Annotated in this window: 17 protein-coding genes and 1 pseudogene; 12 read left to right on the top strand and 6 right to left on the bottom strand. The window is 33.3% G+C overall.

What is annotated here, in order from left to right; all coding sequences use genetic code 11:
- Positions 1 to 191: 191 nt before the first annotated feature.
- The 5 genes from ES948_RS02940 (at position 192) to ES948_RS02920 (ending at position 3,601) form a co-directional block, all read left to right on the top strand.
- Entirely contained in the window at positions 192 to 1,307 is a 1,116-nt protein-coding gene (locus ES948_RS02940; protein ID WP_152183448.1) for a tyrosine-type recombinase/integrase, read from the top strand.
- Positions 1,300 to 1,947: a hypothetical protein gene (locus ES948_RS02935; protein ID WP_152183447.1), complete on the top strand. Its 648-nt coding sequence runs from the start codon at positions 1,300 to 1,302 to the stop codon at positions 1,945 to 1,947. The genes ES948_RS02940 and ES948_RS02935 overlap by 8 nt, the downstream gene beginning before the upstream one ends.
- A 129-nt stretch (positions 1,948 to 2,076) precedes the next feature.
- Positions 2,077 to 2,307: a helix-turn-helix transcriptional regulator gene (locus tag ES948_RS02930; protein ID WP_152183446.1), complete on the top strand. Its 231-nt coding sequence runs from the start codon at positions 2,077 to 2,079 to the stop codon at positions 2,305 to 2,307.
- Positions 2,307 to 2,750, top strand: a complete 444-nt coding sequence (locus tag ES948_RS02925) for a hypothetical protein (protein ID WP_152183445.1) — start codon at positions 2,307 to 2,309, stop codon at positions 2,748 to 2,750. Before ES948_RS02930 ends, ES948_RS02925 begins: the two co-directional genes overlap by 1 nt.
- Positions 2,747 to 3,601: a DEAD/DEAH box helicase family protein gene (locus ES948_RS02920; RefSeq protein WP_152183444.1), complete on the top strand. Its 855-nt coding sequence runs from the start codon at positions 2,747 to 2,749 to the stop codon at positions 3,599 to 3,601. Before ES948_RS02925 ends, ES948_RS02920 begins: the two co-directional genes overlap by 4 nt.
- 550 nt (positions 3,602 to 4,151) lie before the next feature.
- Here the strand turns inward: ES948_RS02920 and ES948_RS02915 are convergent.
- Together ES948_RS02915 and ES948_RS02910 are read right to left on the bottom strand one after the other, a co-directional pair.
- Complete coding sequence (locus ES948_RS02915) at positions 4,152 to 4,697, bottom strand: hypothetical protein (protein ID WP_152183443.1); 546 nt, start codon at positions 4,695 to 4,697, stop codon at positions 4,152 to 4,154.
- A gap of 9 nt (positions 4,698 to 4,706) precedes the next feature.
- Positions 4,707 to 5,828 carry a hypothetical protein gene (locus ES948_RS02910; protein ID WP_152183442.1) on the bottom strand — a complete coding sequence of 374 codons (1,122 nt, stop codon included), beginning with the start codon at positions 5,826 to 5,828 and terminating at the stop codon, positions 4,707 to 4,709.
- Positions 5,829 to 5,926: 98 nt separating this feature from the next.
- Here ES948_RS02910 and ES948_RS02905 point away from each other — a divergent pair, with 98 nt between their 5' ends.
- The gene (locus ES948_RS02905; protein WP_188109431.1) at positions 5,927 to 6,208 is read left to right on the top strand and encodes a helix-turn-helix domain-containing protein; all 282 of its coding nucleotides are present in this window, start codon (positions 5,927 to 5,929) and stop codon (positions 6,206 to 6,208) included.
- Between the two features lie 1,061 nt (positions 6,209 to 7,269).
- Entirely contained in the window at positions 7,270 to 7,806 is a 537-nt protein-coding gene (locus tag ES948_RS02900) for an antirestriction protein ArdA (RefSeq protein ID WP_152183441.1), read from the top strand.
- Positions 7,807 to 7,809: 3 nt separating this feature from the next.
- Here the strand turns inward: ES948_RS02900 and ES948_RS11130 are convergent, their stop codons facing one another.
- Positions 7,810 to 7,941: a hypothetical protein gene (locus tag ES948_RS11130; RefSeq protein ID WP_281346795.1), complete on the bottom strand. Its 132-nt coding sequence runs from the start codon at positions 7,939 to 7,941 to the stop codon at positions 7,810 to 7,812.
- 97 nt (positions 7,942 to 8,038) lie between these two features.
- Between ES948_RS11130 and ES948_RS02895 the strand changes: the two genes are divergently transcribed.
- Both ES948_RS02895 and ES948_RS02890 read left to right on the top strand, forming a co-directional pair.
- Positions 8,039 to 8,344 (top strand): cell division protein FtsZ, encoded by a 306-nt coding sequence (locus tag ES948_RS02895; protein ID WP_152183440.1) that lies wholly within the window; start codon positions 8,039 to 8,041, stop codon positions 8,342 to 8,344.
- Complete coding sequence (locus tag ES948_RS02890; protein WP_152183439.1) at positions 8,344 to 9,453, top strand: leucine-rich repeat domain-containing protein; 1,110 nt, start codon at positions 8,344 to 8,346, stop codon at positions 9,451 to 9,453. Before ES948_RS02895 ends, ES948_RS02890 begins: the two co-directional genes overlap by 1 nt.
- Before the next feature lie 288 nt (positions 9,454 to 9,741).
- Here ES948_RS02890 and ES948_RS02885 read toward each other — a convergent pair whose 3' ends face one another.
- From ES948_RS02885 to ES948_RS02875, 3 genes are read right to left on the bottom strand one after another with little or no spacing between them, the layout of a single operon-like run.
- A complete protein-coding gene (locus tag ES948_RS02885; protein ID WP_152183438.1) occupies positions 9,742 to 9,927 on the bottom strand; it encodes a hypothetical protein in 186 nt (61 codons plus the stop codon).
- Positions 9,924 to 10,595 carry a zeta toxin family protein gene (locus ES948_RS02880; RefSeq protein ID WP_152183437.1) on the bottom strand — a complete coding sequence of 224 codons (672 nt, stop codon included), beginning with the start codon at positions 10,593 to 10,595 and terminating at the stop codon, positions 9,924 to 9,926. Before ES948_RS02880 ends, ES948_RS02885 begins: the two co-directional genes overlap by 4 nt.
- A 5-nt stretch (positions 10,596 to 10,600) precedes the next feature.
- The gene (locus ES948_RS02875; RefSeq protein ID WP_188109430.1) at positions 10,601 to 10,852 is read right to left on the bottom strand and encodes a hypothetical protein; all 252 of its coding nucleotides are present in this window, start codon (positions 10,850 to 10,852) and stop codon (positions 10,601 to 10,603) included.
- A 165-nt stretch (positions 10,853 to 11,017) separates the two neighbouring features.
- On the opposite strand from ES948_RS02875, the gene ES948_RS02870 reads away from it, so the two are divergent.
- The 3 genes and pseudogenes from ES948_RS02870 (at position 11,018) to ES948_RS02860 (ending at position 12,726) form a co-directional block, all read left to right on the top strand.
- Positions 11,018 to 11,656, top strand: coding sequence for a hypothetical protein (locus ES948_RS02870; protein ID WP_152183436.1), 639 nt, complete (start codon positions 11,018 to 11,020; stop codon positions 11,654 to 11,656).
- 20 nt (positions 11,657 to 11,676) lie between these two features.
- Positions 11,677 to 12,138 (top strand): annotated as a pseudogene (locus ES948_RS02865) (site-specific integrase); the annotation flags it as partial.
- Between the two features lie 138 nt (positions 12,139 to 12,276).
- Positions 12,277 to 12,726, top strand: coding sequence for a hypothetical protein (locus tag ES948_RS02860; RefSeq protein ID WP_425505068.1), 450 nt, complete (start codon positions 12,277 to 12,279; stop codon positions 12,724 to 12,726).
- Positions 12,727 to 12,760 lie beyond the last annotated feature (34 nt).

Below are 12,760 nucleotides of genomic sequence, written 5' to 3'. Positions count from 1 at the left end.
AAAGTGGCTCCGGATACTGGAGCTGAAACTATAAAATTTTAAAAACCAATTCACAAATCTTCTATCACCTATTTTACGGCTATTTAACGATATTTAAAAGCTTTCTCTTATCTCTATTTCACTATAATTATCTACATAAATCTAATAAATGGTTGCCAAAAAGTTGCCATTTTACATAAAGGTTGCCAGAGATGGGTAGAGAAAAATCGAAGAAGTATGTCGGTGTATACAAAAATCATCTTGCCAATGGAGATATTAGCTACAGCTACACATACAAAGATGCTAACAATAAAACACAAAGAGTAACGGTTGGAAAGAAGAGTGAGGGTATTACAGAAAACTATGCCAACATAAAGCGTGCTGAAGCTATCAATATGGTTCGTCATGGAGAAGACCCAATAGCTAGTAAAAAGAAAAAGAAATTTAGATTTGCAGATGTGTGGAATAATTATGTAAATAACAAAGCTTTAAGTGATGCTATTCGCAAAGATTATCAAGGACGATGGGAAAAACACATGAAGCAAGATTTTAGTGAAGAGGTTACGCTAAAGAAATTGTTAGCTTTTAGAGAAAGACTTGAAAACATGCAAAAGCCACTTTCAGCACGCAGTATAGATATGATGATAGGGATGATTGGTTCAGCTATTCGTTACTACAATGCACAACCACAAAACACTTTAAAAGTCCATGATGCAGTAACAGACCTCAGAACCTACGACAGAGACCACATAACTAAAAAACAAAAAAAAGCCCGTAAAGTCAAAAGAGACAGATTTTTAACTACAGACGAAGTTGCAGAGCTCAAAGAAGCCGTAGCAGACTTACACCATGAGTTAAAACTATTTGTAGAGTTAGCACTCTCTACTGGTGCTAGACTGGGTGCAATCATGCAACTCAAAGCTAAAGACTTCTCCGGTAACAAAGTTACCCTTGTAGATGAAAAGGACGGTAATGAACGATATACAGGCTATCTGAATAAAGATGTGTTACAAGTTTTAGAACCTCTATTAAAAGAACTGAGACCTAATGACAACATCTTTACTCTATCCAAACTATCACTACAAAAACGCTTGCAAAGGGTGCTGAACAAACTTTTCAATGAGGGGCTTGAGAGTGATGATAGAGTTAACAGAGTAGTTGTACATACGCTCAGACATACATTTGCAAGTAACTTAGTTATGAAGGGTACTTCATTACAGACGGTGCAGAAGCTTTTAAATCACAGTGAATTAGAAACTACTGCTAGATATGCTCACTTAGCTCCCGATGCAGGGATGGAAGAGGTTATGGAGTTGTGGGATGAATGATTTAAAAAGTATATTACTTGATGCTCAAACAGAAGCAGATATTATTTTACAAACAAATAGACAGATTGAAGATATTGATTTTAGTGATGCAAAAAGGTTAAAACAAACTGCTAAAATCAATGAACAACCTGCGGTAGTTCAAAAATATTGGCTTGGAAGATTAGCCTATGAATTTGCTATTAGAAATGAAGATGTTAAACAAATTAAAAAAAATGCATCAACTTTAAGTAAACAAGTGGATTTTTATGATACTTTAGGATATTCAGAACAAGAAAAATACTTAACACTAAAGCTACATCCTTATGGATTTACAGCTCAACCAGAACATAATGTCTTATATACTTCACACACATCTTATCCTGCCAGACTATATCATTTTAAGTATAATTATATAGAAATCAATACATGGAAAAAGGTTCAAAAAATCTTAGCTATTATAGATGGTAAAAAAACGGATAAACAACTCAATATGAACACTGATAACTATAAACAATGGAAGTTAATTGGTGAAGCTTATATAGATAATTACTTCGAACTAATAGATATTAATCTATGTCCTCAAGATGCAGTATTAACCTCTGATTATGAACCATTAGCATCAAAACTACAAAACAAACCTACTTTATTCTGGAATATTTAAATACTGCTGGTAGTAAGTAACTATCTACTTACTACCACCATGTTAAAAAAAAATCTAAGGTAATATGCCATCGTTGATCAGATAGAACTAAGCAGTTCTAAAGTTATCTGACAATAAAAAGGATTTTTGATGACACATCAAATTTATAATTCTCTTTACGAGAAGTATGGCAAAGTTGCCCTCTCAAAACAAGAGCTGGCACAGGAACTAGGCATGGGACTCTCAACAGTCTCTAAACTGATGGCTGAAGGCTATGGTCTTCCAAACTATATCAAAGTTGGAAACAGTAAGAACTCTAGAGTTCTATTTCCAATAGACGAAGTAGCTAAATTTTTAGCTCAAACAGTGGAGGTGGCATAATGGCAGTAAGATACACTAATGCTGAAAAGCAGATAATAAAAGATAATGTAAAGCACGATGCGAAAGTAAATGATGTTTTAAAGCTTTTACCAGGCAGAACTCACTGGGCTCTAAAAAGACAAGCTCAAAAGCTTGGTTACGGTGTAAAAACTATCGACGGTATAGAGTATTTTACAAAAGATAAAGGAACAAAAGTGAGGACCGTTAGAAAGAAACAAACAAAAACCGTAGATGAGATACGAGCTACGACCAATAGCTCAGTATCATCAGCAGAAAGAACTAACCAGAACATTTCTACCGGTATTTTAGCAGAAAATTGTGATAATTTTAGCATTTTCTGTCAAAAATTACATGAAGTTTTAAATGATAAAGCTCTACATGTAGCACAGATAACTGCAAACTATAAAGATTTGTCAATAACTATGATAAAGGAAGCCTCATGAGTGCTATGCCGGTTAAAGAACCGGCTACTCATGAAGAGGAAGAGACATTATCCGATATATTGTCAGATTTGCGTACTAAATGCTATAGCAAACCTAAAAAGGTTGAAAACATTAAAGGCACACCTTTTTACAATAACTGCCTACATCTTATCTATGGGTTATCAAAGAGTGGTAAAAGTTATTCTATAGCTCAGATATTAGTAGATGCTGGAATGACTCAAGAGGATGTTATTTGGCTTGATGCCGACTATAATATCAATGATGAACTGCTAAATTATCTTAGTAATTTTATCCACCTCAATACAAATATGCAGATAGCTCTTGATGCTTTGTTGGATGTAGATGGCGATGGTAAAATAGTTGTCTTTGATAGCTTAAAAGACTTTGCAGATGGAGAAGATTTAGATACAAATGCAGGTGCTCAAAAAACTATGGAGTTTATTAGAGAGTTTACAAAAGCAGGTTATACCGTCATAGTTATTGCTCACGCAACACAATACAACAAAAAGCTTGGAGGTAAAGAAACTAAGATTAAAGGTAATGCTGAAACTATCATCTCTAAAAGTGATATTGTCTATTTTTTAGATAATTCATCAGAATCATATCGAAATTTAAAACTACAGAAAACAAGAGTCTCCAATGAGCATCTATCAGATTTCAGGCTTTATTCCATTAAGCAAGTCAAAAAAGCTATAGATAAAATTTTAAATGATAATGGGGAACTTACTGTAAGAGAGCTGACAAATAAACTATCATCGGAAGCCCGAAATACATTTGCTCGGCACAAAAACGAGTTAATTGAAGTAGATCTTGTAGGTAAAAAAAAGATTGCCAAGTGTATCCAGACCTAAAATTTACACTTCCTCTTAGGATACACTTAAACCTCGTAAAATAGGGGCTTAGAAGTGCATCCAGCTCAAGTGTATCCATATATAGTTAATAGATGCACTAAAAACACTTACAACTACTACTCCTCACATCTCTACTGAGATATGAAATATGCGTAGCTGGTCGAGGGAGGATTGGTTCTATCAACCCGTTAGGGTGAGGAACGAAGTGACGAATGCAAAGCATTGATAGGTTCATCCGACTGAGTACCAAGCTAAAGCAATATTTCATTATCGAAATAGTAGAGCCTGTTAAGGCTCGTACTCAGTTTGTAAACTGTAGCTTAGACTGTCGTCAAGACATTGTAAATACAACCTTTAAGAAGCCTCTCACGCAAAGAAAAACATAAGCCAACCCAATATAATGCTTGTAGTTTTTCAATGTGCAAGAGTAAGATATTGGGTCTAGCCTCAACTATCTTCAGGTTTAAACAATATAAAATTTTTATTTTTTTTGCTTTAATGCTATATCTTTCTTGGTAGCCAAGAATATTAATATTTAAAAGAGGAGGAATTATTTACTTGTTACCTCTTTAAAATGGCAACCATCAAGTTTAGGAAAACATTTTCCATCAACAATGACCTGCTTATCGTCTTTCGCATTATCCTCAAAGTCTTTTTTTGTTCTAAATTGTAATGTTGGAATAGGATTGAAAGGATTATAAGTAACAGCCAAAAAATAAGTTTTGTTTGATTCAATATTAGCTGTAATAGAAGAAAGCTCACCATTAAATAAATTTACCAAAGAAAATTTATGTACACCGGGTGTTACTTTTTTAACTGTATATTGATTCCTATCAGCATACATGATAATATCTTGGACTTCATATTTATCATCATGATGAAAATCAAAATCAATGAAACATGTATAATTGCCAAACCTCAATGCTCCCGAAAAGTCTACCGCACGATAATACATTATCGTTGACATATTGTTATCTTCATCTGAGATGTATGAAATTGGAGTTAAAGGTATTTGAGCATTACCTTGGTGTGTTGTACATCCACTAATGAACAATACGACTATTAAAAAGAAAACATATTTTACCATTCGCATCATTTTATCCTCTTATGGTAAAAAAGAAACTGTTAATGGGTTAGAAGATTTATCTATTGCTCCATGGTCGAAAAATACAACATAGTCTCCAGCATCAAGAGAGATTGTACCATTAATATGACTTATTAAACTAAGATTCGTATCATAAATATATGCTGGATAACTATTCCCTGCCAATCCTGAATCATATGTAAAATCTACTTGACCACTTGCTTGCATATGTAAACTATAAAATTTTTCACCATTAAAATTAAAAATTCCATTTTGCAGCTTTGTGTGAGCAGTTTGGTCTATAAGAGCAGGATAGTTGATTAAAAAAACACTATTTACTACATCATCATGAAGAACTTTAATAATATACGTTCCAGCATAAAGTTTACCATTATGTTCAGTTACTTGATTTAAATCTAAATCATAGATACTAATACCATTACCACTTCCTAATGTTAAACCTACTTCATATGAATTTCTACCATATATATGCATCAATACATTACTCTCTTCTGTTAATCTCAATAGATAATAAGTAACTCCCATACCTGAATTTTCTAATGTATTTATCAATGGATAGGTAGTAGTCGCTTGAATTTGTTTTTTCATTTCTAGTTGAGCATCCATTGCATTTTTCAACATATAGTTAATTCCTGTTTTTATTTGTGCTTTTGCTAAAATTGTATTTAAATCTGCATCAGAGTCTAAATTTAACCCTGTAATATTTAAATCTTTTAATGAATCTGGCACAATCAATAAGGCACCATTAGATGAATTATTATCTATAGTTTGTAATATTCTTGCTAAACCAATTGCTTTGTTGCTTATATTATTTAAATCGCTTTCTCCATTTAGTGTTAAAGGTGTTATCCATTTGGCACCTGTAACAGTTCCAAGCTCTAAGTTGGCAAGAAAAAATTTTACTTTTTCGCCACTTTTGTATTGAAAGCTACCTTGATAATCCGTGAATCCTGAAAATGTAGCTGTTTCATATCTCAGCCCTTTTACTGGAGCGTCTATAAATGTACCTGTTTGTGTAGTAGCCGCTGAAGATGAACTTCCACCACTTCCACTACCTCCTCCACAACCTGCAAATATAAAAAGAATGGTAATTGTCAGTGCAATTATATATTTCGCTTTCATATTTAAATCCTCTTATATATTAAAACTAGTAAACACTAGTTGATAGAAAAATAATAACATCCTATTATTCAACTAATCTGAAAAATAGGTATAGCTAGTTGAGAAATGCTGAAGAGTTACCATCTGAAACAATAGATAACTTCTATAAACAAATTGGCAACAATGTTAAAAAACAACGAAAACTAAAAGGATATACACAGCTTCAACTGGCTCAAGCACTTGGGCACAAATCTGTAGGTTTAGTTTCACAGGCAGAGATATACCTTAAAAAACAACACTTCAATATTGAACATCTGTATAAAATAGCCTATATACTCGAATGCAAACTTTGTGACTTGTTTGCAGATACAGAAGATACCACAACTCAAGAATACATGTAGTGCCAATACTTCAAATCACTCTACTTTTAAATTTAATATACACTTCAAACTAACTTCAAACTAAAAATTACTTTAATGCTAAAAATATTCTGCGTGAGGAAGCACATAGTAAATAACCCACACGCTCACATGTAAGCATCCCCCGCCTATTAAAAAAACTATGATGAACTTACATAAATGAACTACTAATTTGGGAACATAGTGAATCCCTTATATGTTACCGAGAGGTAGCTCACTTGTTCCCACTACACACTCTTACACGTTACACAATACACCACTCCGTGAGCCAAGGTCTCACTTCGTTACTACAGCAGCCAAGGTCTGCTTTCGTTAGAAGCCTACACGGTACGGCTTATATCTTTTTTATTGTTTTTTTCTCTTTAGTTCTGCGTGTTTAGATTACTGCGTTTAGTCTCTTTTTTCTTCTTTACATGTAAGCTCCGTTCGTTCCTCACTTCACTATTATTATACGCCTATGAAGCCTGCCGTTCAAACGACACTTGGTCTTTATAAAGCGGTATAGCTTTGGACGCAAACTGAATGCACCTACAGCCGTGAATGAGAGAGCTAAGTATATCTCCAAACGAGTATGAAGCTATCCTTACCTCCTTACATTCACAGCGGATGAATTAAGTTAGCTTTAGACATAACACACATTCTTTTATAACTGATGCCTGCAAGCAGTCATAAGTTAATTACTGCGTTTAAAAGAATGTCGTGTTGATGTTAACCATCCTACGGAACAGCTCTTATATCTATGTTCTATCGTTCAAACGCCACTTGGCTTTTACCTATAAGGGTACTCACTTGTGTGAGATTTATATTTATTAGTTGATTCTTTTGACACAACATCCTTTTAAATTCTTAGAGCATACACCACTACCATGAAATTAAAATGAATAGCTATCCAGTTTATTTATAAGAGTAGCAGTGCAAGCAGTCAGAGTTTAAAAGGCTTTTGAGCCAAAAGAAACATGGAAGTCTTGACTTGCTTACGCAGTCGCTAGTTTCGCTTTAGAGCGACAAATATTTTACAAAAACATTTGATAAAAGGATTAAAAATGCGAGTTTATATAACAGACCTACAAGCGTACAATGAAGGGCATTTAGTCGGCAGATGGCTAGAACTACCAGTGAGTAAATTTGAACTCACACAGGCTCTCTCAGAGGTGCTTAATGAGGGCGAAGTAGTAAGTGGTACAGATAACCACGAAGAGCTGTTCATTACAGATTACGAGGCAGATATAGCTATAGATGAGTATGATGATATTTACAAGCTAAATGAGTTGGCAGAAATTATTGATACACTGCGTGAGGATGAGTTACTGAAACTAAAACTACTCTCACATGAGGGCTACAACGAACGAGAAGTGCTCACGCAAGGCATAGATAACTATGATGTCGATATTTATGATTATAGCAACGATACGAGTTTTACCGATATTTATGAGCTGCTGGCGTACGATATGGTGCAAGAGGGTTTATTTGGTGATGTTCCCACATATTTAGAGAACTATATAGATTATGGTGCTATCGGTAGAGATTTGAGCTATGATTATGTAGAGTTTGAGCATGGGGTAGTTGGAAGAGTAGCGTGAGTGCTACTCTTTTTTTTTTATTTTTTCACATGGAAGCAGATACGTAGATAATCGGGCTATGGCATTTCTGTGTGAGATGGTTTCAATCGTTACTCTCTGAACCCACCCACCCAGAACCTCGCTACTTTGTAGCATCGGCACTGCCATTGCCCTTGGAGATGGGACATCTTTGTTATTAATTGTCTATAAATAATAAAGATGATACCATTATGAAAAGAGTGAGGATAGAGCGATGCAAAAAGAAAATTTCACAGTTACAGAAGTAGATAACACGACAAGCATAAAAATAGTCGTTGTCGGTGTTGGCGGAGGTGGAGGCAATATGGTTGACAACCTCGCTCTAAGTGATATAGCTGACAAAGTAAAATTAGTAGCCATCAATACAGACAAACAAGCTCTTGATAATTCTAAAGTACCTCACAAAGTACAAATTGGAGAGAAAATCACTGGTGGAAAAGGTGCAGGGATGAATCCGGAAGTGGGTAGAGATGCTGCGCTTGAGAGCTATGATGTAATCAAAGAGGCAATTTGTAAATAATGCAGGTAGAAGAGATATGGGTAGAAAAGCTGTTAACATGGGCAGACGAGTATAAAATAGATGAGCTGATAGGCAAGAGTAAAGAAGAACTGCTTTCACTTGAGTTTTTAGAAATTAGTTTTAAAAAATCTGGAAAGAGCGATGGGTTTATACCGCAAGAGATAGAACATCTACAAAACCTTGAAACTCTAATTTTAGATTCTGTATTTGGTTTAGAAGAGTTACCAGTTGCAATTCCAAGGTTTAAAAAATTAAAAATCTTACGACTTATACGCTTGCGGTTACCGTATATACTGGACTCTGATTTATATTTACCAACTTTAGAGGAATTGATTATAGTTGAGTGTGGTTTTCACATTCGTTTACCTGCATTGCCAAAGCCTCTGTACAATTTAAAAAAATTAGTGATACATCATAATGAAAACCTCTTCATATTGCACTTTATCAAACAGTTCCCAAATTTAGAAGAGCTTGAGTTCTGCCATGTGCCATTGTTTGATTTTCCTAGAGCATTGCTAGAGATAAAAAGTTTAAAAAGTATAATGATGCACTTTACAGAAGTAAGAACACTCCCACCAGAGATAATAAACTTGCAAAACTTAGAGGTTTTAGCATGTAATTCTTTGCACCAAGTACCTGAAGAAGTTTGTAATCTGTCAAAACTAAAAGCATTTGATTATGGGATGAGAGCTTTAGAGGTACTTCCATCATCTATCGATAAGCTTATTGCCAAAGGTTTCATAAAACTCAAAAATAGAGATTATATAGAAACTATTGAGACACTCTATAATAAAGAGCTATTAAAGTATGGGTTTGAGATAGTTGCAAGCTATGATGAGTTTATTCCAGAGGGAGGGCAAATGAAAATCGTTACCCATCGTTACAAACAAGAACCGCTTGTAAGACATATCTCATATGCAGTATTTGAAGAAGAGTATCAGCAGATGGATAGATATATTGAGCAGATGGTAAAAAGAAAATTTTTCAACTCTAGCGGGAATGAAGAGCTTAGTGATGTTGAAGAGGAGTATCAAGAGTATCTTCGAGAGAAGCAATTAGATGATGAGATGTTATTTCATTATCATAATGGAGTTGATTTATATGAGTAGCTATGGTTGCCAATAGGTTGCCAGAATAAATTATAAAGTTCTTAAAAGTTCATATTTTAGGGGTTTGTTAAAGTTGTGGCTCCGGATACTGGATTCGAACCAGTGACCAAGTGATTAACAGTCGGTTAAAACCGAATTGTCATATTTTCTTAAATCTTATCACACCCCATATAATAGCCTACTTTAAGGGATTGAATCAAGTTTCATCTTCCTCAGATTTTATCAAAATATTTCAAAATAAATAATCTCGTACGGACTTATCAAGGACTTAATACACTCTAAATAATATTATTGCTTTGCAAAACTTGACATAAATTTTTTGTGAACATTAGCTTCAAACATTGCAACATTTCCAATGATTTTATCAGCTTGTTTTATCACTTGAGCTTGCTTGTCTGATATAGCCTGCATAGCTTCTTCTATAAGTTTTTGTCTATTTTCTTCTCTTAACATCGGGTTCATTTGTTTCGTCATATTTGAGCCTTATATTCTGGAATTATGTCGTTAAATTGAGTATAACTAACATCTTTGTAATAGCTATTATCTCTTTTATCAATTACATGTAAAGCTATATTTTCCCCAAATAACTTTTTTATTTCAGCTGTTACACTTCTTGACTTTACAACACTATTTAAAAAAACATCTTCAGGAACAAGCCGATTTGTTACTGATTCTCGTTTTTTTGTATATAAAAAGCATTTTTCTAAGTCATTATAGATATAAAATATTTCTATTTTGTAATCTTGTTTTAATAATTTTAACATATTTTCTTTAGCTGTTTGTAAATGGGAAAAATTTGAATCAACAACCAAAGATAGTCCTCTATACTTTACAGCTTCATCAAATAAAAACTGTACACCCCAGCTTGCAGGCTTTTGAAATATATCACTATTTTTGCCATCATATCCAACTGGTTTAAAAAAATCCCGTATTATATCTATATCCAGATGTAAAAGATTACTCTCAAATTCAATAAATTTTTGAATAAATTCTGTTTTACCAGCACCACTGGGACCAGCTGTAAAATATGCAATTTTTTCATCTATGGGAAATTTATCGGAAATATAATGGTTAAAGAAATCTTTTCTATTTTCTTTTAAATATTTGATTGCTGTTTTTTCAAGCTTTTGTTTTGTCTTCATATAGTCTAATTATATAAACTTATTGATAAAACATGTTTTATTTTCGAAAGAGGAATATGATAATCTTTACTAAACCAAGATAATTCTTCAGGTAATGCTTCCGTTTTTATAGTGTCGAGTGCATATTTTTCTACATTAGTAAAATTTTGTTCTTTATTAAAAAGTCGACACAATTTATCTATAGTAAAATGCTTCTTTTTATTATCTATGGAGTTGTTTACAGTTAAAAGTAACATTGGTTGAAATTTAGTTTGCATCACACACTCCCCCTCTTTTTTATAATTATAGCACATTTAGCTATTTTTTGAGATTATCAAACTTCTTCATCTTTTATCAAATCTCCTCTATTTCCCAGCATAAGGGAAGCAACAGCATTTTTATTTTACTATCACTTATAGATTTCATTCTAAATGGAAAAAGTGATGGCAACTCTAAAAACATTAAATAAAAAAATATCAACCAAATATGAAGGTGTCTTTTACAAAGAGATAGTCAATGAAAACAACAAAGTTGTTGATAAAATATTTCTCATTCGATATAGAGAAAACTATACCGACAAGCAGATGACTGTTGGTAAATTTAGTGAAGGAATACGACTAGAGTTTTGCAAAGCCAAACGGATAGATATTTTAAATAAAATCAGACATGGTGAGTTTGTAAGTAAACAGTCTAAAGTTACTTTTTATGAGGTGTTCAAAAAATATATACAATGGGCTGAACATAACAAAAAGACTTGGAAACAAGATGCAAATAGTTTTGAATTTCATTTAAGTGAGTTTAAAAACTATGATTTGAGACAATTAAAATCAGAGATGTTTGAAAAGCTAAAACAGAAAAAACTAACAGATGGATATAAACCAAGAACAGTACAACTGATACTGGGGCTTGCAAGACAAATCATCAACTATGCCATAAATAATGAACTGATACTAAACTATACAAACCCCATCTCTAAAGGCAAAGTCAAAATGCCAAAATTTGATAATAAACAGATAGGATTTTTAACTAAAGATCAAGCAAAAGAGCTTTTAGAGAGATTAAAGTCTAAAAAACACCGCTAACTTACCGCTTAACAGTTCTTCTTTTGTATACTGGTGCCAGATTTAGTGAGGTTGCTTCACTTACTTGGGATGATATAGATTTTAACAACAGACTTATATATTTCAAATCAAATAAAAATGGTAATGATAGAAAAATATATATTTCAGATTTGGCACTGAATGTGTTAGTTGAGCTTTTTAATGAGAAAATAAATAACCTTGTTATCCCTGCATCCAATGGCAAGCAACTCATTCAAATGCCTCGTCAATGGCAAGAGATAGTAGATGAGATGCTTCCAAACAATGACAAGGCTGGCAAATACAGAATAACTATACATAGCCTAAGACACACCCATGCTTCATGGATGGCAATTGCAGGTGTAAGCATTATGCATATAAAAGAGCAACTTGGACATAAAAAACTTGAAATGACCATGAGATACAGTCATCTTATACCTGATGAGAGGCATCACAGCACAAAGATGATATTTGATAATTTATAAAATTGTCCCAAAGAGTATATAATTTTAAAAATACTCTATAAAGGTTAGCACTTGTTTCACGATAATTATCAAATCATAGAGCACCAACTCCGCAAATATAGCTTTGAATTTTTAAAAGTAAGCCCTGAACCACTGCAAATGCTAGAAAAGCTAAACAAGAATAATCCTAAAATGATTGAAGAAGCTCAAAAACCACATCTTTTAGCTGCTGCTATAGTCTATATCTATCTTAAACATAACAACCTAAATGGTAGAGGCGGCATAACTGCAAAAAGTGTAGGAGAGTATTTTAAAGTAAAGGCATCTGCTATATCTCAAAAAGCATTTGACGTTGAAAATAGGCTCTATGGAATGGCAAGATATGAAAAGAAAAATGAGCCTTATGAGTTTATTGACAGAGATAGATTTGAAGTCAGTGAGATCTATTTTGATTTTTTAGAATCACCCATCCAAAACGACATCAAAAAAAGCATTCAAGTACTCAAAGCTATGATTAAAGAAGATAAATTCTTTTTTGATCCCTATATTACACTTTATGAATATTACTTAATGGATAGAGATTTCAAAAATGCCGTAAAAACGATGTAGATACGCATCAACTTGGCCACCCGTACGCATTAAC

The organism is Sulfurimonas indica, from assembly GCF_009192995.1.
GTDB lineage: Bacteria > Campylobacterota > Campylobacteria > Campylobacterales > Sulfurimonadaceae > Sulfurimonas > Sulfurimonas indica.
The sequence above is the reverse complement of the archived record's forward strand: the minus strand, read 5'-3'. Positions and strand labels throughout refer to the sequence as shown.

What these genes read in the sequence shown, in the direction of transcription:
- ES948_RS02940 (WP_152183448.1), top strand. Translation starts at nt 192, where the DNA reads ATGGGTAGAGAAAAATCGAAGAAGTATGTCGGTGTATACAAAAATCAT.
- ES948_RS02935 (WP_152183447.1), top strand. Translation starts at nt 1,300, where the DNA reads ATGAATGATTTAAAAAGTATATTACTTGATGCTCAAACAGAAGCAGAT.
- ES948_RS02930 (WP_152183446.1), top strand. Translation starts at nt 2,077, where the DNA reads ATGACACATCAAATTTATAATTCTCTTTACGAGAAGTATGGCAAAGTT.
- ES948_RS02925 (WP_152183445.1), top strand. Translation starts at nt 2,307, where the DNA reads ATGGCAGTAAGATACACTAATGCTGAAAAGCAGATAATAAAAGATAAT.
- ES948_RS02920 (WP_152183444.1), top strand. Translation starts at nt 2,747, where the DNA reads ATGAGTGCTATGCCGGTTAAAGAACCGGCTACTCATGAAGAGGAAGAG.
- ES948_RS02915 (WP_152183443.1), bottom strand. Translation starts at nt 4,697, where the DNA reads ATGATGCGAATGGTAAAATATGTTTTCTTTTTAATAGTCGTATTGTTC.
- ES948_RS02910 (WP_152183442.1), bottom strand. Translation starts at nt 5,828, where the DNA reads ATGAAAGCGAAATATATAATTGCACTGACAATTACCATTCTTTTTATA.
- ES948_RS02900 (WP_152183441.1), top strand. Translation starts at nt 7,270, where the DNA reads ATGCGAGTTTATATAACAGACCTACAAGCGTACAATGAAGGGCATTTA.
- ES948_RS11130 (WP_281346795.1), bottom strand. Translation starts at nt 7,941, where the DNA reads ATGCTACAAAGTAGCGAGGTTCTGGGTGGGTGGGTTCAGAGAGTAACG.
- ES948_RS02895 (WP_152183440.1), top strand. Translation starts at nt 8,039, where the DNA reads ATGCAAAAAGAAAATTTCACAGTTACAGAAGTAGATAACACGACAAGC.
- ES948_RS02890 (WP_152183439.1), top strand. Translation starts at nt 8,344, where the DNA reads ATGCAGGTAGAAGAGATATGGGTAGAAAAGCTGTTAACATGGGCAGAC.
- ES948_RS02885 (WP_152183438.1), bottom strand. Translation starts at nt 9,927, where the DNA reads ATGACGAAACAAATGAACCCGATGTTAAGAGAAGAAAATAGACAAAAA.
- ES948_RS02880 (WP_152183437.1), bottom strand. Translation starts at nt 10,595, where the DNA reads ATGAAGACAAAACAAAAGCTTGAAAAAACAGCAATCAAATATTTAAAA.
- ES948_RS02875 (WP_188109430.1), bottom strand. Translation starts at nt 10,852, where the DNA reads ATGCAAACTAAATTTCAACCAATGTTACTTTTAACTGTAAACAACTCC.
- ES948_RS02870 (WP_152183436.1), top strand. Translation starts at nt 11,018, where the DNA reads ATGGCAACTCTAAAAACATTAAATAAAAAAATATCAACCAAATATGAA.
- ES948_RS02860 (WP_425505068.1), top strand. Translation starts at nt 12,277, where the DNA reads ATGCTAGAAAAGCTAAACAAGAATAATCCTAAAATGATTGAAGAAGCT.